Raw genomic sequence first — 21,341 nt, forward strand, 5'->3', positions numbered from 1 at the left:
GAGTGGCGCCGCACGGGGGTCCTCGCCACCCGTCGCGGGGCGCGGCACCCACGCGACGGGAATCGGTACGTACTTGGCAGCGCCAAGCACCGCGCCGCATCGCGGTGCGAAGTAGCGCGTAGTACGAGAGTAGGCGCGGAATTGGCTGCGCCGCAACCAGAACAAGTGAATGCATGCGCTCAGGTGCGTAACCGGGCCGAACTGGCCCTAGAGTGGACCTTGTTAGGGACCAAGCTGCCGCAGCAGAGGGAGGGGACCATGCCCGCAGGAGGACGGCCGACTGTGCGCAGCAGGCGACTGGGAGCCGCGCTCAGAAGGCACCGACAAGCCGCTGGCCTGGATCAACCTCAGGTCGCCGAGGTGATCGTCGCCTCTCAGACTCGCGTCAGCCGCATCGAGACCGGCCATGTGACGGCACGTCCGATCGAGATCCGCGCGATGCTCGGCGCGTACGGGGTCGAGGACCCCGAAGTCTGCGAGCGGCTGGAAAATCTGGCCAAGAGCGCGCACCGGCGCGGCTGGTGGCTGGAGCATGCTGCGCACCTACGCGGGGAGTACGTGGACTACATCTCCCTGGAAGACGACGCCACGTACATCCGGGAGTGGCAACCCGTCCTGGTCCCAGGGTTGTTGCAGACCCCCACCTACGCCAGAGCCGCCATCACAGCCGGGCCCGGCTACGTAGCGGACGAACGGGTCGAGCAGTTGGTCAGGGTCCGGGAGGCGCGACAAGCCAAGATCGAGGCTGGCGGCACGAATTACACGGCCATCATCTGGGAGCCGGTCGTCATCCACCCGCTGTTGGCAATCGAGTCCCACCGCGAACAGTTGGAGCGCATTCTCGACGCGCGAAAAAAGCAAAACGTGACCGTTCAAGTCCTGCCGTTTTCGGCGGGAGTTCCCGTGGGTGCGACGTCCGCCTTCTCCAGCTTCAGCTTCGACACCGAACCGGTCGTCGAGGCGGTGACCATGGAAAACCTCCGTGGTACGTCCGTCCTTGAGGACCCGGACGATCTCACCGCTTACACCAACGCCTTTGACCAACTACGATCGGCAGCACTAACACCGGACGCGAGCGCGCGACTGATCCGAAACGCGCTGCGCAGTAGCAAGGAAGACGCATCGTGACCGAAATCGTGAGCCCTTACCGGAAATCTTCCTACTCCGCGCAAGAGGGCAACTGCGTGGAGGTCGCCGCCACGGCCGGCGGAGGGCGGGCCGTGCGGGACAGCAAGGACCCGGCCGGTCCGAGCCTCTACTTCACGCCCACCGAGTGGACCGCCTTCCTCGCGGGTACGCGAAACGGCGAGTTCGCTCACTAAGGCACCACGCGCCACGCGAAGGCCCCCGGAGTCGCCACCGGGGGCCTTCGCCATGTCGGCGGGCTACCTTCGCGGTGAAGGACCAAGCGCGGGGTCGTGCGGAATTTCTCCAACGGCATGCTGCCGTCGACCAGCGTGCGGAAGTACGGATTGTTCAGGACCCCGGTATCGGCGACGACGCGTTTGGCGTGCGCCGTCACCAACGGGGCTGCGGGCGCCCGCAGATGGGTGGTCACCGCTGTTCCCCTGGCAGGGCTCCCAGGAGGCGGTGGCCCCGGTCGGCCGGGTCGGTGCCCGAGCCGCCGGTGTCGATGACGAGCACTGGGGGCCGCTGAGCGGGCCGGGTTACGGCATCAGGTGGGCGCTTGAGGGGTGAGCGTGTGCTGGAGGCGGGTGACGGTCGCCCGCCAGGGGCCGTCAGGGGGCTCGTCCCAGAGCTCCAGCAGTTCGGAGGGGTCGGTGACGACCCGGTCCAGGGCCCTGAGGGCCGTGGCGCGCAGCGGTGTGAGGTCCGCGAGCGGCTGCTTCGGCCCGTAGTCGGGGTCGATGGGCTCACCGCCGGGGCACTGGGCGGCGACCAGAGCGGCGGCGGCCACGGCCTCTTCGGAGATGTCCGCGTCGAGGTCGCCCGTCGTGTCGATCACGCGGACGAGGGCGTCGCGGACGATGCCGGGGCGCGCGTCGGGGCTCGCCTCGTCGAGGGTGTCGCTGAGGTCCCACGCGGTGTCGTTGTCGAAGGGGCCGACGTGCCAGGTGCCCATGTCCTTCTCCCGCCGCTCAGACGGCCGCCGCGCCCAGCGCCTCCGTCAGGGCGCTGAGGGTGGGGCCGAGGGGCAGGTCGAGGGTGAGCGCGGCCAGGTCGTCGCCCCTGGTGGGGCCCTGGTTGACGATCGCCACCGGGGTGCCCTGGCGGGCGGCGCGGCGGACGAAGCGCAGCCCCGACATCACGGTGAGGGACGAGCCCAGGACGAGCAGGGCGGGGGCGGCGTCGACCAGGGCGAAGGCGCGGTGGACCCGCTCGGGCGGCACATTCTCGCCGAAGAAGACCACGTCCGGCTTGAGCGTGCCGGTGCCGCAGACCTCGCAGGGCACGAGCCGGAACCGCTCGGTGCTCCCCGCCGGGAGTTCGGCGTCGCCGTCCGCGTTGGTGTGGGCGACGGCGGTGGCGCGGAAGCCGGGGTTCGCCTCCTCCAGGCGCTCGTCCAGCCGCGTACGGTCGCTGAGGTCGCCGCAGTCCAGGCACACCACCCGGTCCAGCCTGCCGTGCAGGTCGATCGCCTCCGCCGTACCGGCCGCCGCGTGCAGCCCGTCCACATTCTGCGTGATCACCCCGGTCACCGCGCCCGCCCGCACGAGCCGCGCCACCGCCCGGTGCCCGTCGTTCGGCAGCGCCCGCGCGATCGTCCGCCACCCGAGGTGGCTGCGCGCCCAGTACCGGCGCCTGGCCGCCTCTTCCCCGACGAACTCCTGATACGTCATCGGCGCCGACGTCCGCCGCCGCCCCGTCACCCCGCGGTAGTCCGGAATCCCCGACTCCGTCGACAGCCCCGCCCCGCTGAGCACCACGGCCGGCCGCCCGGCCAGGAACCCGGCCAGCACGTCCACGCCTTCCCCCAGCCCCCTGCCGACCCCGGTCTCCATACCGGCAGCGTACGCCCGCCTGACGGGCGCTAGGGGCCTGTCCTAGGCCGTCACGTCGCGGGTGGTGAAGCGGGCCCAGGCGGCCGAGCCGAAGACGGCGGCGTAGAGGGCCTGGAGGCCGAGGTTCTTGGCGATGCCGGTCCAGGTGACGGGGTCGCGGAGGATGTCGGCGAAGCTGAGCCAGTAGTGGGGGAAGAGGTAGGGCTGGAAGGCGTGGAGCTGGGGGATGTTGTCGATGATCTGGACGGTGATGAGCAGGCCGACGGTGGCGGCCATGGCGCCGATGCCGCTGTCGGTGAGGGTCGAGATGAACAGGCCCAGCGCGCCGATGCCGACCAGGGAGGCCGCGACCAGGACCGCGATCAGCAGGCAGCGCAGCATGCCGTCCGAGAGGGAGATCGTCGTGCCCGACAGCAGCGTGACGTCTCCGACCGGGAAGAGCGCGAAGCCGACGATCAGCGCCGAGACGGCGACCACCAGGGTGGCCGCCAGGCAGAAGGCCAGCACGGACGCGTACTTGGCGAGCAGCAGGCGGGTGCGGCCCGCCGGGGCCACCAGCAGATAGCGCAGCGTGCCGCCGCTGGCCTCGCCCGCGATCGAGTCGCCCGCGATCACCCCGATCGCCATCGGGAGGAAGAACGGGAGCGTGGCCGCCAGGGCGGCGAACGTCAGGAACAGGCCGTTGTTGCTCACCTGCTCGATGAACGCCGGGCCGTTGCCGTTCCCGTCCGGCCCGCCGCCCCCGCCGAGCGACCCCCCGTTACGCGTCTCGATCCGCACCGCCACGCCGACCAGCAGCGGCACCCCCGCCAGCACCGCGAACAGCGCCAGCGTCCGCCACCGCCGGAACACGGTGACCAGCTCCGACCGGAACAGCCCGAAGCTCCAGAGCAGCCGGGGCGTACGCGGCCCGGACGGCGGCTCGGTGGCCACGGTGCCCGCGGCGGCTCCGGCTTCGGTCCCGGGGGGATCGGTGGCGGGCCCGGAGGGCCGGGCGGCGGGCTCCGGGGGCGATGCGGCCTCCGGGCCGGCCGGGCCCGGGGCGGGGGTCGGCTCAGGTCGCGGGCCGGTCGCAGGCCGGTTCTGGTCGGCCGCAGGCCGGTTCTGGTCGGCGCTCGAAGCGGCCGGCTCCGTTTCAGCCCGCGACATCGAAACCCTCTCCCGTCAGGGCGACGAACGCGTCCTCCAGAGAGGCGCGTTCGAGGCCGAAGCCGCGCACGCGGACGCCCGCGGCGACCAGCGCGGCGTTGAGGTCGGCGAGGTCCGGCGGGTCGGGGGGCAGTTCGCCGCTGACGCGTTGGCCGTCGGTGAGGAGGGCGCCGACGCCGTGTTCGGTGAGCACGCGGGCCGCCTCCGCCGGGTCCGGTGTGGTGACGACGAGCCGCCCGCGCGTACCGGCCGCGAGGTCGGCCACCGGCCCCTGTGTGAGGAGCCGCCCGCGCGCCATGACGGCCGCGTGCGTACAGACCTGCTCGATCTCGTCCAGCAGGTGCGAGGAGAGGAAGACGGTGGTGCCGTCGGCGGCCAACTCCCTTACCAGGGAGCGGATTTCGCGCATGCCCTGCGGATCGAGCCCGTTCGTGGGCTCGTCGAGGACCAGCAGCTCGCGCGGCTGGAGCAGGGCGGCGGCCAGTCCGAGCCGCTGCTTCATGCCCAGCGAGTACGCCTTCGCCTTCTTCGGGCCCGCCGCCGTGAGCCCGACCCGGTCCAGCGCGGAGCCCACCCTGGCCCGGCGCGTACGCGGGTCGGCCGTCGGGTCGGCCGCGTCGTACCGCAGCAGATTGTCCCGGCCGGACAGGAAGCCGTAGAGGGCCGGGCCCTCGATCAGCGCGCCCACCTTGGGCAGCACCGTGCGCTGTGCGCCCGGCATCGGGCGGCCCAGCACCCGCGCCGTGCCCGCCGTCGGCGCGATCAGGCCCATCAGCATCCGGATCGTCGTCGTCTTCCCCGAGCCGTTGGGGCCCAGGAAACCGAAGACGCTGCCGCGCGGCACCCGCAGGTCCAGGCCGTCCACGGCGAGCGTGCCGCGGTACCGCTTCGCGAGGCCGCGCGTCTCGATCACCACGTCGGCGGCGTCCGCCGCGGGCACGGTCACCGCGTCGTACGCGCTCGGCCCGTTCGGCCCGGCGGCCTGCGGCTGCTGCATCGCGCTCCTCTGCGACGGGGACTGGGAAGTGTACGGCGCACGCCGCGCCCGGCCGGAACTCCCGGCTCCGGGCCTGAGCCCGGACCCGCTTCCGCCCGCGCCCGGTGGGTGCCCCCCCCGGACGGGGACGGGCACCCACCGACTGGCGTGCGAGCGACGCTACTTCGCCGCGTTCGCCGCGTCCGTCAGCGCGGACTGCGTCACCGCGCCCACGTACAGGGTGCCCTTGTCGGTCAGGAGGGCGTTGACCAGGCGGGTGTGGAAGACGGTGCCGGAGCCGAAGTCGCCGGTGACGTGCCGCCCGAAGCTGTTGAGCAGGGACTGTGCGTCGCCGCCGCCCTTGCCGTGCGCGTTCTTGTCGGCGCCGGAGGGCAGGCCGCCGGGCGACGTGATGACGGCGATGGAGTCCCAGCCCTTGCCGATGACGGTGGGCTCGGCGCCGGAGGTGTGACCGGTGCCGTTGACACCGTCGAAGCCGGGCAGGCCGGTGACACCGTCAAACCCCTTCTGGCCCTTGGCGACGGCGTCGGACTCCTTGCCGGCCTCGGTGACCTTCGTGCCCTTGGGCGGGGTGAAGGTGAAGGTCGACGCGGACGGCTTGCCGAAGCTCACCTTCGTGAAGCCGATGTCCACGATGGCCTTGCCGCCGCCCTTGGGCGAGAGCGTGAACTTCAGCGGGACGCCGGTCTTGGAGTCGACGGCGATACGGATCGCGCCGACCGTGGTCTTGTCCGCGTGCTGCGGGGTGACCAGAAGTTGGTACGCGCTGTGGCCCGCGACACGCGCGGTGCCGTCCACGGTGACCGAGGCCGTACCGTCGGCGGCCTTGAGCACCTGCTGGGCGGCGGCCTGCGGGGTGGCCGGGAAGTCCTGGGACCGGGCCCTGCTGTCGGCGCCGCCCTTGGCGTCGGCCGGGGCGGTCGCGTGATACGCCTCGTTGGACCCGCTGTCGTAGCCCCAGACCTCGGTGCCGTTGTGGATCAGGCTGTACTCGGCGGTGGGCTCGATGATCGAGACCTTCTGCCGGTCGGGGCCGTCCGCCGCCACGTGCAGGGTGTGCGAACCGGCCAGGAGCTGGGTGAGCTGGGCCTGCGGGGCCGCGGCCGAGCCCTTGCCGTCCTTGCCGGACGGGCCCGCGGCGCTCGCGGCGCCGCCGAACAGGCTGCTCGCCGCGCCGCCGGACAGGACGTCGGGCAGCCCGAGGTCCGTACTGACCTTCACCGAGCCCGACACCGTCTGGGTGTCGGACGCCGCGATCTTCGTGAGCAACTGCTCCGCCGTCAGCGTGGGCAGCGACGGGCTGCCGGTGTCCGCGAGCGCGGGTACGAGGCTGATGGTCGCCGCCGCCACCCCCGCCACCGCGACGGGCACCGCGTACCGCATGGCCTTGCGTCCCCGCCCCCTGCCGGGCTCGTCCGATTCCGGGTGCTCCGGAAACTGTGCCGGTTGGATCCGTGCCATCGCGTCTCTACCTCCGTCGTCGCGGCGGTTCACTGCCTCGCACTCGTCCGCTCCCCGGGCCATTGTCGCCCGGTCCGCCGTGAAGTGGACGTCTCCATCACACCAAAACGGCCAACCCGCCACATCAGCCGACGGATGCAACCCTGTGTACGTCCCCGGGATGACAGACCCCGACGCCGTACTCGGGTCGGCGCAGGGCGCCACCTAGGGGGCGTCGGCGATCCGACCTCACCGGCCGGTGCACGTCGCCGATGCAGCCCGACGCGGGGGCCCGACGCCGGGGCCCGACGCCGGGGCCCTACGCGGGGGCTAGCCCGCCCGGTGCACCACGATGTCGCACAGCGCCGCCAGCGCCAGCTTCGCCGTGCACTCCGGCAGCGGCGCGAGGGCGGCGCGCGCCTCGTCGGCGTACCGGAGGGTGTCGCGGCGGGCCTGTTCGAGCGCGGGGTGGCCGCGCAGGAGGCTCAGGGCCTCGCCGTGCAGGGCGTCGTCGGTGAGGTCGCCGTCGAGGAGCTGGTTGAGGCGGCGGTCGGTGGCCGAGACGCCGCCCGCGGCCTGCTGGTACAGACGGCGTACGTGCAGGATCGGCAGCGTGGCGATGCCCTCGCGCAGGTCGGTGCCCGGGGTCTTGCCGGACTCGTGGCTGTCGCTGGTGATGTCGAGGAGGTCGTCGGCGAGCTGGAAGGCCAGGCCGATCCGCTCGCCGTACTGGGTGAGGGTGTGCACGACCGTCTCGTCCGCGCCGGACATCATCGCGCCGAACCGCCCGGACACGGCCATCAGCGAACTGGTCTTGCCCGCGAGGACGTCCAGGTAGTGGTCGATCGGGTCGCGGCCGTCGCGCGGTCCGACCGTCTCCAGGATCTGGCCGGTGACCAGCCGTTCGAAGGACTCCGCCTGGACGCGTACGGCCTCGGGGCCGAGGTCGGCCAGGATGTGCGAGGCGCGGGAGAAGAGGAAGTCGCCGGTCAGGATGGCGACGGAGTTGCCCCAGCGGGCGTTGGCGCTGGGCACGCCGCGGCGCACCTCGGCCTCGTCCATGATGTCGTCGTGGTAGAGCGTGGCCAGGTGGGTCAGCTCGACCACGACGGCCGCGGGGACCACCCGGGGCGCGTGCGGGTCGCCGAACTGGGCCCCGAGCATCACCAGGAGTGGCCGGAAGCGCTTGCCTCCCGCCTTGAGGAGGTGGCGCGCGGCGTCGGTGATGAACGGGACATCACTCTTGGTGGCCTCCAGCAGGCCCTCTTCGACGGCCGAGAGACCGGCCTGGACGTCGGCCTCGAGGGCCTCGTCCCACACGCTCAGCCCGAAGGGCCCGACGACGGTCACGAGGGGTACTCCTGTCGCTGATCTGGCTTCTGGCGGGGTCTGAGGGGCGGCACTGTCTACACGGGCAGCGTAGCCGGTCGGCTGTGGATCACCGCCGGGGCATCGCCCTGGAAGCGGGGTCGCGGCGTACCGGAAGCGAGGTTCCGGAATTCCCCCCGGATTCGCCCCGTATTCGCCGCGGCTTCCTCACGGGTTCCCCGCTCCGGCCGCACCGATTCCTCACTCCGGCGGCGCGGCTTCCCCCGCTCTTACCCTCGGCTTCCCCCGCCCCTGCTTCTCAGCTATCCCCGTCCCTGCCCCTCGGCTACCCCCGCTCCGGCACTACACCAGGCCGTCTCCGACCGGGCCGGTTATGATCCGTAATGCCGGTTTTAGCGACGTAAAGACCGCCCGGAAGGGATGATGGCCGATTCGGGCGGTTGACCGAAGAACGTTCACCATTACGTAAGACGGTCCCGCAACATGGTCAACTACACTCGCGGCAGCAACAGGTGACATGTCCTCGCTTCGGGGTAGACCCCACGGGTAATCCCCGGGGAAACCCCCCAAGGAAAGAGAGGAGGTGGATCGATGGCAGCCGACCTGCGGGAAGACGAGGCGGAGGCCCACGTGCGCGGGGTCTGCTTCAAAACGGGTCCGCCCGCACGCACCGGTGTGGAATTGGAGTGGCTGGTCCACGACCGCTCCGATCCGCTGTCCCTGATATCCGTCGACCGGCTGGACGCGGCCCTCGCGCCCGTCGAACAGCCGGGCGGGCTGCCCAGCGGCAGCAGGCTCACCCGTGAGCCGGGCGGCCAGGTGGAGCTCAGCTCCCGGCCCGCCGACACCCTCGCCGCCTGCGTCGACTCCATGGCCGCCGATCTCGCGGTACTGCGACAGGCGACCGACGAGGCGGGACTCGTCCTCGTGGGACGCGGGCTCGACCCGTTCCGCGACCCTCCCCGCGTGCTCGACCATCCCCGCTACCGGGCCATGGAGAGCTTCTTCGACCGCGACGGCCCGTGGGGCCGCACGATGATGCGGCGCACCGCCGCCCTTCAGGTGAACCTCGACGCGGGCGACGACTCCGCGGGCACCTCCGGCTACCGCTTCCGCTGGGAGCTGGCGCACCGGATCGGCCCGGTCCTGGTCGCGGCCTTCGCGAATTCGCCGGTCCAGGGCGGCACGCCGACCGGCTGGGTCTCCACCCGGCAGGCGGTCTGGAGCCGGATGGACCCCAGCCGCACCCGGCAGCCGGGGCACGACGAGGACCCCCGTACCGCGTGGACGCGGTACGCCCTCGACGCGCGCCTGCTGTGCGTACGCGAGGGGCCCACCGACAGCAGCGGCGTCTGGGACGCCGCCCAGCCCGACTGGTCGGTGCCGGGCGACCTGACCTTCCGCGCATGGCTGCGGGGCGCGCCGGGCGTGCGGGCGCCGACCGTGGACGACCTCGACTACCACCTCAGCACGCTCTTCCCGCCGGTCCGCCCGCGCGGCTGGCTGGAGCTGCGGATGACCGACGCGCAGGACGGCGACGACTGGATCGTCCCGACCGTGCTGACGGCGACACTGCTGGACGACCCCGTCGCCGCCGAGGCCGCCCACGCGGCCACCGAGCCGCTCTGCGAGGACGGCGATCCGATGCCGTCCGAGGAGATGTGGCGGCGCGCCGCCCGGGTCGGCCCCGCCGACCCCGTCATCGGTGAGGCCGTACGGGCCTGTTTCGACGCCGCTGCCGGTGCGCTGGCGCGTACCGACGCGCCGGCGGCCCTGCGGCTGGCCGTCGCCGACTTCGCCGAGCGCTATCCAGAACGCGGACGATGTCCCGCCCATGACCAGTTGGACGCGCTGCGCCGCGTCTGACCCTCCGGAAGGCATGTCGTGACAAACCCTCGTACCGACGGCCGGAACACGGCCGAAAACAGTGCCTCACCCGGCACTTCCCTCACTTCTGGCGCATCCAGCACTTCGGCCGCTTCCGCCACGCCTGGCTCGGCATCGGGCGCTTCGGGCGCTTCGCGTGCTTCGGGCGGTGCTGACGGGTCCGGTGGGTCCGGGGCTTCCGGCGGCTCCGGCGGCTCCGGCGGCTTTGATGTCAAGGCGCGGGCGCTCGCCGCGCTGGAGACCGCCCGGCGCAGGACCATGGCCCTCACCGACTGCGTGGACGACGCGGATCTGGCCGCGCAGCACTCGCCGCTGATGTCCCCGCTGGTCTGGGACCTGGCGCACATCGGCAACCAGGAAGAGCTGTGGCTGGTCCGTGAGGCCGGCGGCAGGCCGGGCCTGCGGCCCGACCTCGACCAGCTCTACGACGCCTTCCAGCACCCGCGCGCCGACCGTCCCGCGCTGCCGCTGCTCGGCCCCGACGAGGCCAGGGCGTACGTGGCGGAGGTACGCGCCGAGACCGTCGACGTACTGGACGCCGTCGACACCTCGCCCAACGACTCGCCGTCCCTGAAGCGGGAGCGGGCGGAACGGCTGCTCGCGGACGGCTTCGTCTTCGGGATGCTCGCCCAGCACGAGCAGCAGCACGACGAGACGATGCTCGCCACCCATCAGCTCCGCAGCGGCCCGGCCGTCCTGGAGGCCCCCGAGCCTCCGCAGGCGCCCGCGGACGCGGCCGTGCTGCCCGCCGAAGTCCTCGTCCCCGGCGGCCCGTTCACGATGGGCACCAGCACCGAGCCGTGGGCGCTGGACAACGAGCGCCCCCAGCACACCGTGGACGTCGCCGCCTTCTGGCTGGACACCGTGCCGGTCACCAACGGCGACTACCTCGCCTTCATCGCGGCGGGCGGCTACCAGGACGCCCGCTGGTGGACCGAGGAGGGCTGGCGGCACGTCCAGGACGCGGGCCTCGAAGCGCCGCTCTTCTGGTCGTACGACGACGGCGCCTCCGTCTGGACCCGGCGCGTCTTCGGCCGGACCGAGCCCGTACGGGTCAACGAGCCGGTCGTGCACGTGTGTTGGTACGAGGCCGACGCGTACGCCCGCTGGGCCGGGCGGCGGCTGCCGACCGAGGAGGAGTGGGAGAAGGCGGCGCGGCACGACCCGGCGACCGGGCGCTCGCTGCGCTACCCGTGGGGTGACGCCGATCCCGGTCCCGAGCACGCCAATCTCGGCCAGACGCACCTGCGGCCCGCGCCCGCGGGCAGTTACCCGGCCGGTGCGGCGCCCTGCGGCGCGCGTCAACTCCTGGGCGACGTATGGGAGTGGACGTCCTCGGACTTCGCCCCGTACCCGGGCTTCGAGGCGTTCCCGTACAAGGAGTATTCCGACGTCTTCTTCGGTCCCGACTACAAGGTGCTGCGCGGCGGGTCGTTCGGCGCGGACCAGGTGGCGGCGCGCGGGACGTTCCGCAACTGGGACTATCCGATCCGGCGGCAGATCTTCTCCGGGTTCAGGACGGCGCGGGACGCGTCGGGGCCGGGGGCCGGGGCAGGGTCCGGGTCGGCGTCCGGGTCGGCGTCCACGTCTCCGTCCGGGTCGGCGTCCGCGTCCCCGTCCCCGGAAGCCGGGCGCGGCTGATGTGCCGTCATCTCGCGTACGTCGGGCCGCCGTTGACGCTGGCCCGGCTGCTCACCGAGCCGTCGCGCGGACTGTACGAGCAGTCGTGGCAGCCGCGGCTCCAACGGCACGGCACGGTGAACGCGGATGGTTTCGGCGTGGGTTGGTACCCGCTGGAGCCCTCGCCCGAGGAGGGTGACGAGGGCTTTCCGCTCCCCGCCCGTTACCGGCGGGCCGTACCCGTCTGGTCGGACGCCAACTTCACCGAGCTGGCCCGGACGATCCGGGCCGGCGCCGTCCTGGCGGCGGTACGGTCCGCGACCGCGGGCACCACGCAGGACGAGTCGGCCGCCGCGCCCTTCCGTGACGGCCGCTGGCTGTTCAGCCACAACGGCGCCGTCGCCGACTGGGAGCGGCTGCCGACCGATCTGACCTCCGCCGAGCTGCTGGGCCTCGCGTCCCACAGCGACTCGGCGCTGTTGTGGGCGCTGCTCACCCGGCGGCTGCGGCAGGGCCAGCCGCCGGGCGGGGCGCTCGCCTCCGTCGTACGTGAGGTCGCCGCCGCCCGGCCGACCGCGCGGCTCAATCTGCTGCTCACGGACGGCCGGACGATCGCGGCCACGGCGTACGGGGACACGCTGTGGTTCCGTACCGGCCGCGATGTGCCGGGGTCCGCGGAGGCCGTGGCCTCCGGGGGGTCCGTGCTCGTCGCCTCGGAGCCGGACGACGCTCCGGGCGACTGGCACGAAGTCCCGGACCGGTCGCTGCTGTTGGCGACCACCGAGGGCGTACGGATCATCCCGCTGCGCCCGCCGACCCCTGTCCGTACCGACCGCGAGGACGCCCGGGGCAAGGACCGCACACGCGAGGACCCGCACCCGCACCTTATGGAGGAGAGCAGCATGGACGAGAGCCGCACGGGTGGCAGCCGCTTCACCCTCGACGACCGGCTGCCCGCCGACTACTTCACGACCTCACTGCGCGCCGACGTGCTCGGCGGGCTCACCACCGCGCCGCGCACCCTGCCGCCCAAGTGGTTCTACGACAAGCGCGGCAGCGATCTCTTCGAGCAGATCACGCGGCTGCCGGAGTACTACCCGACGCGCGCCGAGCAGGAGATCCTGACCCGCAGGGCCCCCGAGATCGCGCAGCTCACCCGGGCCGCGACCCTGATCGAGCTGGGCTCGGGCTCCTCCCGCAAGACGCGGCTGCTGCTCGACGCGCTGACCTCGGGCGGCACGCTGTCGCGCTACGCGCCGCTGGACGTCAGCGCGTCCGCCCTCGAAGAGGCCGGTGAGGCGATCGTCCGCGACTACCCGGGGCTGCGCGTCGCCGCGACCGTCGCCGACTTCGAGAGCGGTCTCGCGCTGTCCGACGAGCCGGGCCCGCGCCTGCTGGCCTTCCTCGGCAGCACCATCGGCAACTTCGACGCGGCCCAGCGCCGCGCCTTCTACCGGACGCTGTCCCTCTCCCTCACCAGCGATGACGTCCTGCTGCTCGGCGCCGACCTGGTCAAGGACCCGGACGTCCTGATCCGCGCCTACGACGACTCGCAGGGCATCACCGCCGAGTTCAACAAGAACGTCCTGCACGTGCTCAACCGCGAGCTCGGCGCCGACTTCGACCCCGACGCCTTCGACCACGTCGCCCTGTGGAACACCGACCACGAGCGGATCGAGATGCACCTGCGCTCCCGTACCGCCCAGACCGTCAAGATCCCCGACCTCGACCTCACCACCGGCTTCACCCCCGGCGAGCACCTGCGCACCGAGATCTCCTGCAAATTCCACCGCGACTCCCTGACGGCCGAACTCCACGAAGGCGGCTTCACCGTCCGCCACTGGTGGACCGACCCCCAGTCCCGCTTCGCCCTCCTCCTCGCCGTCCCCAACTGACCCCGCCCCGTCCCCCGGGCCCCCGGACCACCGCGGGCCCCGGGGGCCGACTGCTCAAGGCGGCCGGTCTGCACGGGACGCGCGCCTTCCGCTACGGCAGGAGGAGGACGCGGCCGAGGTTGGTGCGGGTGTCGAGGGTGTGGTGGGCGGCGGGGGCCTCGGAGAGGGGGAAGGTGGCGTGGACGGCGGTGCGGAGGCGGCCGGAGGCGGCGAGGGCGGCGGCCTCGTGGAGGTCGGCCTCGGCGGCGGCGGGGTCGGCGGCGCGCCAGGCGAGGAGTGAGAAGCCGGTGACGGACTTGAGGGCGAACAGGTCGGTGACCGGGACGGCGTTCAGCTCGCCGCCGGCCGCGCCGTAGACGACGGCCCGGCCGTAGGGGGCCAGGAGGTCGATGCCGCGGCGCAGGGTGTCGCCGCCGACGGAGTCCAGGACGACGTCGACGGCGCCGTTGGGGGCCGCTTTCCTCACCTGGTCCGGCCAGTCGGGGGCGGTGTAGTCGACGGCGGCGTCGGCGCCGTGGTCGCGGACGAAGTCCAGTTTGGCGGGGCCGCCCGCCGTGCCGATGACGGTGCCCGCGCCGAGGAGCCTGGCGAGTTGTACGGCGATGTGCCCGATGCCGCCCGCGGCGGCGTGGACGAGGACGGTCTCGCCCGCCGCGAGGCGGCCCGCACGCAGCGCGCCGAGGGCGACCGGGACGGCCAGCGGGAGCATGCTGGCGGGGCCGGGGGCGAGGCCGTCGGGGACGGGCACGAGCCAGGCGGCGTCGGCGGTCACGTACTCGGCGAAGGCGTCCTCGGCCAGGGCGGCGACGCGGCGGCCGAGCAGGCCGGGGTCGGCGCCGGGGCCCACGGCCTCGACCGTGCCGACGACGTCGCCGGTGAGGACGCCGGGCAGCGGGCGGTGGAAGATCGAGCCCTCGGGGGCGCCGCGCCGGAATCGGGTGTCGATGAAATTCGCGCCGATCGCCTCGGCCCTGATCAGCACCTCGCCGGGGCCGGGCACCGGGGTCTCGGCCTCCTCCAGCGTGAGAACGTCGGGGCCGCCGTACTCGTGATACCGGACACGTCGCATGATGGATCTCCTCAGGGATCGACTCGGCACCCGACTAAAGTGGACCGCCGGTCAAGTTGATTCGACCGTACTGGACCGTCGGTCCAGTTGTCCATGCCTGTCTTGCCCCTGCCCTACGCCTTGCCTATGCCGGACGGAGCCGTGCCATGACAGAGGGCCAGCCGCCCGCGCCGCGTCCCGAACGGGCCGACGCGGCCCGCAACCGGCGCGCGATCCTGCGGGCCACCGAGGAACTGCTGGCCGCGCACCGGCCGGAGGAGATCTCCATGGAGCGGGTCGCGGAGGCGGCCGGCGTCGGCAAGGGCACCGTCTTCCACCGCTTCGGCAACCGCGCCGGGCTCATGCGGGCCCTGATGGAGGACCGCGCGCTCGCGCTGCACGAGGACGTGACCTCGGGGCCGCCGCCGCTCGGCCCCGGCGCGCCGCCCCGCGAGCGCCTGCTGGCCTTCCTGGACGCCGTCTCCGCCGTCATCGCCCGCAACAAGGGCCTCATGGCCGCCCTCGGCCACGCGGCGGCCGTCGCCCCGCGCGGCGGGCAGTGCGAGTCGGAGGCGGAAGTGGGCGACGCGCACCCCGTCTACGGCTTCTGGCACGCCCACCTCAGCGCGCTCCTGCGCGAGGCCCGCCCCGACGCTCCCCCCGCCTTCGATCCCGGTCTCCTGGCCCACCTCCTGCTCTCCTGCTTCAGCGGCGTCCCCGTCCTGCGGCTGCTGGAGTCGGGCGAAGGGGAGCGGGTCGCGGCGGGCGTACGGCAGTTGGCCACCGCGCTGGTGGACCGGGAGGAGTGGACGTGACGCACGCTCAGGGCGCGCCCGGCCCGTCCGGCACCCCCGCCCCCTCCGGCACCCCCGCCCCCTCCGGCTCCTTCGACGCCTTCGAGCGCCGGGCCTGGGGCGGGAAGGCCGACGCCTACGCGCGCAGCTTCGGCCTGCTGTGCGCCCACCCGGTGCCGGAGTTGCTGGACGCCGCCCTGGACATCGCCCTGGACGCCACCGGGGCAACGGCCGGGGGCCGGGTGCTCGACGTGGGCGCCGGTACGGGGACGGTCGCGGCGGCGGTCCTGGCTCGCGGGGCCGAGGTCACGGCGGTGGACGCCGAGCCGTCCATGGTGGCCGCCGCCGCGCGGGCGCTGCCGGGAGCGGACGTACGGCTCGCCACGCTGCCGGAACTCCCCTTCCCCGACGGGGAATTCGACGCGGTCATCGGCAACTTCGTCCTCAACCACGTGGGGCGGCCACGCGCCGCCCTGGCCGAACTGCGCCGCGTCACCCGCCCCGGCGGCCGTATCGCGGTCACCGTCTGGGGCTACCCGCCCGCGCCCGGCCAGTCCCTGCTCGGCCGCGCCGTGGCCGCCGCCGGGGTCCCCCGGCCGCCCGACTTCCCCACGCTCGCGCCCGACGAGGACTTCCCCCGCACCGCAGCGGGCCTGGCCGGGCTCTTCGCCGACGCCCGCCTCCCGGGCGCGACGGCCCGCACGCTCGCCTGGGACCACCGCGTCGACCCCGACACCTGGTGGTCGGGGCCCGCCGCGGGCATCGCCTCGGTCGGCCAGCTCCTCACCGCCCAGCCGCCGTCCGTCGTCGCGGCCGTCCGCGCCGAATTCGACCGCCTGGCCGCGGAGTTCACGACCCCCGAGGGGCTCCTGGCCCTCCCCCACACCGCCGTGCTGGCCGTCGCCGACGTGCCCCGTCACGGCCGCCCGCCGCGCACGCGCCGCGCCCGCACGCCCCCCACGCGCCGCGCCCCCGGGGCCCCTTGAGGGGGCATCCGGGGGCGCGGCGGCGAGGAGACGGTCAGCGGACGAACACGCCCGCCTTGTCGGCCAGATCCAGGAAGTACTGGGGGGCCAGGCCCAGCACGATCGTGACGGCCACTCCTATGGCGATGGCGGTGGACGTCAACGGGCTCGGCACCGCGACGGACGGACCGTCCGCCTTCGGCTCGCTGAAGAACATCAGCACGATCACGCGGATGTAGAAGAAGGCCGCGATGGCCGACGAGATGACACCGACGATGACCAGCGGCATCGCACCGCCCTGCGCCGCGGCCTTGAACACCGCGAACTTCCCCGCGAAACCGGACGTCAGCGGGATGCCCGCGAAGGCCAGCAGGAACACGGCGAAGACGGCCGCGACCAGCGGCGAGCGCCGCCCGAGACCGGCCCACCGCGACAGGTGCGTGGCCTCGCCGCCCGCGTCGCGCACCAAAGTGACGACGGCGAAGGCGCCGAGGGTCACGAAGGAGTACGCGGCGAGGTAGAACAGGACGGAGGAGACGCCCTCCTTGTCGGTGGCGATCACACCCGCCAGGATGAACCCGGCGTGGGCGACCGAGGAGTAGGCCAGCAGCCGCTTCACATCGGTCTGGGTGACGGCGATGATCGCGCCCGCCAGCATCGTGAGGATGGCGACGCCCCACATGACGGGCCGCCAGTCCCAGCGCAGTCCGGGCAGGACGACGTACAGCAGCCGCAGCAGCGCGCCGAAGGCGGCGACCTTGGTGGCGGCGGCCATGAAGCCGGTGACCGGGGTCGGCGCGCCCTGGTAGACGTCCGGGGTCCACATGTGGAACGGGACGGCGCCGACCTTGAAGAGCAGGCCGACCGCGACCATCGCGAAGCCGATCAGGAGCAGCGCGTCGTTGCCGGTGCTGTTGGCGAGCGCCGGGGTCATCGGGGCGGTGCCGTCGATGACCGAGGCGATGCCGCCGTAGGTGACCGTGCCCGAGTAGCCGTAGAGCAGGGCGATCCCGAAGAGCAGGAAGGCCGAGGAGAAGGCGCCGAGCAGGAAGTACTTGACGGCGGCTTCCTGCGACAGCAGGCGGTTGCGGCGGGCCAGCGCGCACAGGATGTACAGCGGCAGCGAGAAGACCTCAAGGGCGACGAAGAGCGTCAGCAGGTCGTTCGCCGCCGGGAAGACCAGCATGCCGCCGACCGCGAAGAGCAGCAGCGGGAAGACCTCGGTGGTGGTGAAACCGGCCTTGACCGCGGCCTTCTCCTGCTCGCCGCCGGGGACGGCGGAGCCCTGGGCCGCGAAGGAGTCGACGTTGTTGCCGTGCGCCTTCGGGTCCAGGCGCCGTTCGGCGAAGGTGAAGACGGCCACGATCGCCACCAGCAGGATCGTGCCCTGGAGGAAGAGCGCGGGACCGTCCACGGCGACCGCGCCCATCGCGGCGACATGCGCCTTCGTGGTGCCGTACCCCTTCTCGGCGAGCGCGACCACGGCGGCGAAGGCCGCCGCGAGACCGACCACGGCGAGGACGAGCTGCGCGGTGTAACGGGAGCGGCGCGGCAGGAACGCCTCAAGGAGGATGCCCACCATCGCCACGCCGAAGACGATCAGCACCGGCGAGAGCTGGGCGTACTCGATGTCCGGCTTCGGGAACTTGTCGGCGACCGGAGCGGCCGTCGTCCACAAGCTGTGGACGGCGCCCACACCTACGGCTCCCTTGTCTGCTGCGCTCACTTCTTCGCCTCCAGCGCGGGCTTGGGATCGGTCTTGTGCACGTCGGAGAGCGTGTGCTTGACCGACGGGTTGAGGATGTCGGTCACCGGCTTCGGGTACACGCCCAGGAAGAGCAGCAGCGCGATCAGCGGTGCCACGACGACCAGTTCACGTACCTTCAGGTCGGACATGCCCTCGATCCCGGCCTTGACCGGGCCGGTCATCGTGCGCTGGTAGAGCACCAGCACGTACAGCGCGGCGAGCACGATGCCCAGCGTGGCGATGATGCCGAGCACCGGGTAGCGGCTGAACGTGCCGACCAGTACGAGGAATTCGCTGACGAAGGGCGCCAGGCCCGGCAGCGACAAGGTGGCGAGGCCGCCGATCAGGAAGGTGCCCGCCAGTACCGGCGCCACCTTCTGCACACCGCCGAAGTCGGCGATGAGCCGCGAGCCGCGCCGGGTGATCAGGAAGCCCGCGACCAGCATCAGCGCGGCCGTCGAGATGCCGTGGTTGACCATGTACAGCGCGGCGCCGCTCTGCCCCTGGGTGGTCATCGCGAAGATGCCCAGGATGATGAAGCCGAAGTGCGAGATCGAGGCGTACGCGATCAGCCGCTTGATGTCCCGCTGGCCGACGGCGAGCAGCGCGCCGTAGATGATGCCGATCACGGCCAGGACCAGGATCACCGGGGTCGCCCACTTGGACGCCTCGGGGAAGAGCTGGAGGCAGTAGCGCAGCATCGCGAAGGTGCCGACCTTGTCGACGACCGCGGTGATCAGTACGGCGACCGGCGCGGTGGACTCGCCCATCGCGTTCGGCAGCCAGGTGTGCAGCGGCCACAGCGGCGCCTTCACCGCGAAGGCGAAGAAGAAGCCGAGGAACAGCCAGCGCTCGGTGGACGTCTCGATGTGCAGCTTCCCGGAACCGCGCGCGGCCAGGATCTCCTGGAGCGAGAAGGTGCCGGTGCCGAGCTGCTTGGCGGTGACCGCGTACAGGCCGATCACCGCGGCGAGCATGATCAGGCCGCCCGCCAGGTTGTACAGCAGGAACTTGACCGCCGCGTACGACCGTTGCCGTGCCGCCTCTTCCTCACCGGCCGCGTGCGCCCGGTCGCCGAAGCCGCCGATGAGGAAGTACATCGGGATGAGCATGGCTTCGAAGAAGATGTAGAAGAGGAAGACGTCGGTGGCCTCGAAGGAGAGCACCACCATGGCCTCGACCAGCAGGATCAGCGCGAAGAAGCCCTGCGTGGGACGCCACTTGAGGTGGGGGTTGCCCGCGGCGGAGCCGCTGGGAGCCGCGGTCTCCAGAGGCTCGGCGTCGTGCCAGCCGGCCAGCATCACGAAGGGGATCAGCAGCGCGGTCAGGGCGATCAGGGCGACGGCGATGCCGTCCACGCCGAGGTCGTAGCGGAGCCCGAAGTTCTTGATCCAGGCGTGCGACTCGGTGAGCTGATAGCGGTCGCCGCCCGGATCGAAGCGGACCAGCGCGGCGATGGCCAGACCGAGCGTGCCCAGCGAGAAGACCAGCGCCGTGTACTTGGCGGCGGTCCTCTTCGCCGCGGGCACGGCCGCGGTGACGACAGCGCCTACCGCGGGCAGCGCGGCGGTGACCGTGAGGAGGGGAAAGGACATGAGCTATCAGACCGCCCTCATGAGAAGAGTCGCGGCGACCAGCACCGCGGAGCCGCCGAGCATCGAGACGGCGTACGACCGTACGTAGCCGTTCTGGAGCTTGCGGAGGCGGCCGGAGAGGCCGCCGACCGAGGCGGCCGTGCCGTTGACGACGCCGTCGACCAGGGAGTGGTCGAGGTAGACCAGCGAGCGGGTGAGGTGCTCGCCGCCGCGGACGAGGACGACGTGGTTGAAGTCGTCCTGGAGCAGGTCGCGGCGGGCCGCCCGGGTCAGCAGCGAGCCGCGCGGCGCGACGGCGGGGACGGACCTGCGGCCGTACAGCATCCAGGCGATGCCGACGCCGATGACCAGCGCCACCATCGTGCCGCCGGTGACGGTGCCCGCGCTGATCGGCGAGTCGCCCTCGGCGTGCCCGGTGACCGGCTCCAGCCACTTCACGAAGGAGGAGTTGATGCTGAACAGGCCACCGGCCAGGACCGAGCCGAAGGCCAGGATGATCATCGGGATGGTCATCGACTTGGGCGACTCGTGCGGGTGCGGCTCGTGGCCCTCGGCGTCCGGCACCCAGCGCTTCTCGCCGAAGAAGGTCATCAGCATCACGCGCGTCATGTAGAAGGCGGTGATCGCGGCGCCCAGCAGGGCGCAGCAGCCGAGAATCCAGCCCTCGGCGCCGCCCTTGGCGAAGGCCGCCTCGATGATCTTGTCCTTGGAGAAGAAGCCGGACAGGCCGGGGAAGCCGATGATCGCCAGGTAGCCGAGACCGAAGGTGACGAAGGTGACCGGCATGTACGTGCGCAGGCCGCCGTAACGGCGCATGTCGACCTCGTCGTTCATGCCGTGCATGACCGAACCGGCGCCCAGGAACAGCCCGGCCTTGAAGAAGCCGTGCGTGACCAGGTGCATGATCGCGAAGACATAGCCGATCGGGCCGAGCCCGGCCGCCATGATCATGTAGCCGATCTGCGACATCGTCGATCCGGCGAGCGCCTTCTTGATGTCGTCCTTCGCGCAACCGACGATCGCACCGAACAGCAGCGTGACCGCGCCGACGGTGACGACGGCGGTCTGCGCGTCGGGCGCCGCGTTGAAGATCGCGCCGGAGCGGGTGATCAGGTAGACGCCCGCGGTCACCATGGTCGCGGCGTGGATCAGGGCCGAGACCGGGGTCGGGCCCTCCATCGCGTCGCCGAGCCACGACTGGAGCGGCACCTGGGCCGACTTGCCGCACGCGGCCAGCAGCAGCATGAAGCCGATGCCGGTGATCGTGGCGTGCTGCGTGGTCGAGGCGTCGGCGGCCCGCGGCAGGATGTCCGCGAAGGCGAACGAGCCGAAGGTGGTGAACATCAGCATGATGGCCACCGACAGGCCGATGTCGCCGACCCGGTTGACCAGGAACGCCTTCTTCGCCGCGGTCGCCGCGCTCGGCTTGTGCTGCCAGAAGCCGATCAGCAGGTACGAGGCGAGGCCGACGCCCTCCCAACCGGCGTACAGCAGGAAGTAGTTGTCGGCCAGCACCAGCAGCAGCATCGCCGCGAGGAACAGGTTGAGGTAGCCGAAGAAGCGGCGGCGGCGCTCGTCGTGCTCCATGTAGCCGATCGAGTAGATGTGGATCAGCGTGCCCACACCGGTGATCAGCAGCACGAACGTCATCGACAACTGGTCGAGCTGGAAGCCGACATCGGCGCGGAAACCGCCGACCGGCACCCAGGTGAACAGGTGCGAGTGCAGGCCACGCGCGTCGGCGTCCTTGCCCAGCATGTTGGCGAACAGCACCACGCCGAGCGCGAACGACGCCAGGGCGAGCAGCGTGCCGAGCAGGTGGCCGAAGCGGTCGAGCCGCCGGCCTCCGGTCAGCAGGATGCCCGCGCCCAGCAGCGGCGCCGCGACGAGCAGTCCGATCAGGTTCTCCACT

Annotated in this window: 18 protein-coding genes and 1 pseudogene; 8 read left to right on the top strand and 11 right to left on the bottom strand. The window is 72.3% G+C overall.

Annotation, left to right across the window (positions count from 1 at the left end):
* Positions 1 to 258: 258 nt before the first annotated feature.
* Together ACIQCJ_RS11425 and ACIQCJ_RS11430 are read left to right on the top strand one after the other, a co-directional pair.
* A complete protein-coding gene (locus ACIQCJ_RS11425; RefSeq protein ID WP_402711227.1) occupies positions 259 to 1,128 on the top strand; it encodes a helix-turn-helix domain-containing protein in 870 nt (289 codons plus the stop codon).
* Entirely contained in the window at positions 1,125 to 1,322 is a 198-nt protein-coding gene (locus ACIQCJ_RS11430; RefSeq protein WP_402711228.1) for a DUF397 domain-containing protein, read from the top strand. The genes ACIQCJ_RS11425 and ACIQCJ_RS11430 overlap by 4 nt, the downstream gene beginning before the upstream one ends.
* Here ACIQCJ_RS11430 and ACIQCJ_RS11435 read toward each other — a convergent pair.
* The 7 genes from ACIQCJ_RS11435 to ACIQCJ_RS11465 form a co-directional block, all read right to left on the bottom strand.
* Positions 1,319 to 1,558, bottom strand: coding sequence for a hypothetical protein (locus ACIQCJ_RS11435; RefSeq protein ID WP_402711229.1), 240 nt, complete (start codon positions 1,556 to 1,558; stop codon positions 1,319 to 1,321). The two genes, ACIQCJ_RS11430 and ACIQCJ_RS11435, sit on opposite strands and share 4 nt — an antisense overlap.
* 117 nt (positions 1,559 to 1,675) lie before the next feature.
* Positions 1,676 to 2,083 (bottom strand): DUF4259 domain-containing protein, encoded by a 408-nt coding sequence (locus ACIQCJ_RS11440; protein WP_402711230.1) that lies wholly within the window; start codon positions 2,081 to 2,083, stop codon positions 1,676 to 1,678.
* Between the two features lie 16 nt (positions 2,084 to 2,099).
* Positions 2,100 to 2,963 (bottom strand): NAD-dependent protein deacetylase, encoded by an 864-nt coding sequence (locus ACIQCJ_RS11445; RefSeq protein WP_402711231.1) that lies wholly within the window; start codon positions 2,961 to 2,963, stop codon positions 2,100 to 2,102.
* Between the two features lie 42 nt (positions 2,964 to 3,005).
* Complete coding sequence (locus tag ACIQCJ_RS11450; RefSeq protein ID WP_355340408.1) at positions 3,006 to 3,896, bottom strand: ABC transporter permease subunit; 891 nt, start codon at positions 3,894 to 3,896, stop codon at positions 3,006 to 3,008.
* Between the two features lie 202 nt (positions 3,897 to 4,098).
* Positions 4,099 to 5,109, bottom strand: a complete 1,011-nt coding sequence (locus ACIQCJ_RS11455; RefSeq protein ID WP_401723276.1) for an ABC transporter ATP-binding protein — start codon at positions 5,107 to 5,109, stop codon at positions 4,099 to 4,101.
* A gap of 159 nt (positions 5,110 to 5,268) precedes the next feature.
* On the bottom strand, positions 5,269 to 6,570 hold the full coding sequence (locus ACIQCJ_RS11460) for an outer membrane lipoprotein carrier protein LolA (protein WP_402711232.1): 1,302 nt from the start codon (positions 6,568 to 6,570) through the stop codon (positions 5,269 to 5,271).
* A gap of 309 nt (positions 6,571 to 6,879) precedes the next feature.
* The gene (locus ACIQCJ_RS11465) at positions 6,880 to 7,899 is read right to left on the bottom strand and encodes a polyprenyl synthetase family protein (protein WP_355340417.1); all 1,020 of its coding nucleotides are present in this window, start codon (positions 7,897 to 7,899) and stop codon (positions 6,880 to 6,882) included.
* Positions 7,900 to 8,469: 570 nt separating this feature from the next.
* Here ACIQCJ_RS11465 and egtA point away from each other — a divergent pair.
* The 4 genes and pseudogenes from egtA to egtD all read left to right on the top strand — a co-directional run bounded on the left by egtA (position 8,470) and on the right by egtD (position 13,280).
* Positions 8,470 to 9,744 carry an ergothioneine biosynthesis glutamate--cysteine ligase EgtA gene (gene egtA, locus ACIQCJ_RS11470; protein WP_402711233.1) on the top strand — a complete coding sequence of 425 codons (1,275 nt, stop codon included), beginning with the start codon at positions 8,470 to 8,472 and terminating at the stop codon, positions 9,742 to 9,744.
* Between the two features lie 279 nt (positions 9,745 to 10,023).
* The gene (gene egtB, locus ACIQCJ_RS11475; protein WP_402711234.1) at positions 10,024 to 11,406 is read left to right on the top strand and encodes an ergothioneine biosynthesis protein EgtB; all 1,383 of its coding nucleotides are present in this window, start codon (positions 10,024 to 10,026) and stop codon (positions 11,404 to 11,406) included.
* A pseudogene (egtC, locus tag ACIQCJ_RS11480) lies at positions 11,406 to 12,179 on the top strand (ergothioneine biosynthesis protein EgtC); the annotation flags it as partial. The gene egtB and the pseudogene egtC, both read left to right, overlap by 1 nt.
* Positions 12,180 to 12,287: 108 nt before the next feature.
* The gene (gene egtD / locus ACIQCJ_RS11485; protein WP_402711291.1) at positions 12,288 to 13,280 is read left to right on the top strand and encodes an L-histidine N(alpha)-methyltransferase; all 993 of its coding nucleotides are present in this window, start codon (positions 12,288 to 12,290) and stop codon (positions 13,278 to 13,280) included.
* 91 nt (positions 13,281 to 13,371) lie between these two features.
* Here egtD and ACIQCJ_RS11490 read toward each other — a convergent pair whose 3' ends face one another.
* Positions 13,372 to 14,349: a zinc-binding alcohol dehydrogenase family protein gene (locus ACIQCJ_RS11490; RefSeq protein ID WP_402711235.1), complete on the bottom strand. Its 978-nt coding sequence runs from the start codon at positions 14,347 to 14,349 to the stop codon at positions 13,372 to 13,374.
* A 146-nt stretch (positions 14,350 to 14,495) separates the two neighbouring features.
* On the opposite strand from ACIQCJ_RS11490, the gene ACIQCJ_RS11495 reads away from it, so the two are divergent.
* Entirely contained in the window at positions 14,496 to 15,143 is a 648-nt protein-coding gene (locus ACIQCJ_RS11495; protein ID WP_391163496.1) for a TetR family transcriptional regulator, read from the top strand.
* Positions 15,140 to 16,108, top strand: a complete 969-nt coding sequence (locus tag ACIQCJ_RS11500; protein ID WP_402711236.1) for a class I SAM-dependent methyltransferase — start codon at positions 15,140 to 15,142, stop codon at positions 16,106 to 16,108. Before ACIQCJ_RS11495 ends, ACIQCJ_RS11500 begins: the two co-directional genes overlap by 4 nt.
* Positions 16,109 to 16,142: 34 nt before the next feature.
* Here ACIQCJ_RS11500 and nuoN read toward each other — a convergent pair whose 3' ends face one another.
* Genes nuoN through nuoL form a run of 3 tightly spaced genes read right to left on the bottom strand, consistent with a single transcriptional unit; the run spans position 16,143 to position 21,340 of the window.
* Positions 16,143 to 17,813 carry an NADH-quinone oxidoreductase subunit NuoN gene (gene nuoN, locus ACIQCJ_RS11505; RefSeq protein WP_402711237.1) on the bottom strand — a complete coding sequence of 557 codons (1,671 nt, stop codon included), beginning with the start codon at positions 17,811 to 17,813 and terminating at the stop codon, positions 16,143 to 16,145.
* Positions 17,810 to 19,429: an NADH-quinone oxidoreductase subunit M gene (locus ACIQCJ_RS11510; protein WP_355340426.1), complete on the bottom strand. Its 1,620-nt coding sequence runs from the start codon at positions 19,427 to 19,429 to the stop codon at positions 17,810 to 17,812. Before ACIQCJ_RS11510 ends, nuoN begins: the two co-directional genes overlap by 4 nt.
* 6 nt (positions 19,430 to 19,435) lie before the next feature.
* Positions 19,436 to 21,340, bottom strand: coding sequence for an NADH-quinone oxidoreductase subunit L (nuoL, locus tag ACIQCJ_RS11515; protein ID WP_355340429.1), 1,905 nt, complete (start codon positions 21,338 to 21,340; stop codon positions 19,436 to 19,438).
* Position 21,341: the final 1 nt, after the last annotated feature.

The sequence above is a fragment of the Streptomyces sp. NPDC093221 genome (assembly GCF_044753885.1).
Lineage (GTDB): Bacteria > Actinomycetota > Actinomycetes > Streptomycetales > Streptomycetaceae > Actinacidiphila.

Coding starts and splice junctions, on each gene's coding strand:
- ACIQCJ_RS11425 (WP_402711227.1), top strand. CDS start 259: ATGCCCGCAGGAGGACGGCCGACTGTGCGCAGCAGGCGACTGGGAGCC.
- ACIQCJ_RS11440 (WP_402711230.1), bottom strand. CDS start 2,083: ATGGGCACCTGGCACGTCGGCCCCTTCGACAACGACACCGCGTGGGAC.
- ACIQCJ_RS11445 (WP_402711231.1), bottom strand. CDS start 2,963: ATGGAGACCGGGGTCGGCAGGGGGCTGGGGGAAGGCGTGGACGTGCTG.
- ACIQCJ_RS11455 (WP_401723276.1), bottom strand. CDS start 5,109: ATGCAGCAGCCGCAGGCCGCCGGGCCGAACGGGCCGAGCGCGTACGAC.
- ACIQCJ_RS11460 (WP_402711232.1), bottom strand. CDS start 6,570: ATGGCACGGATCCAACCGGCACAGTTTCCGGAGCACCCGGAATCGGAC.
- egtA (WP_402711233.1), top strand. CDS start 8,470: ATGGCAGCCGACCTGCGGGAAGACGAGGCGGAGGCCCACGTGCGCGGG.
- egtB (WP_402711234.1), top strand. CDS start 10,024: ATGGCCCTCACCGACTGCGTGGACGACGCGGATCTGGCCGCGCAGCAC.
- egtD (WP_402711291.1), top strand. CDS start 12,288: ATGGACGAGAGCCGCACGGGTGGCAGCCGCTTCACCCTCGACGACCGG.
- ACIQCJ_RS11490 (WP_402711235.1), bottom strand. CDS start 14,349: ATGCGACGTGTCCGGTATCACGAGTACGGCGGCCCCGACGTTCTCACG.
- ACIQCJ_RS11495 (WP_391163496.1), top strand. CDS start 14,496: ATGACAGAGGGCCAGCCGCCCGCGCCGCGTCCCGAACGGGCCGACGCG.
- ACIQCJ_RS11510 (WP_355340426.1), bottom strand. CDS start 19,429: ATGTCCTTTCCCCTCCTCACGGTCACCGCCGCGCTGCCCGCGGTAGGC.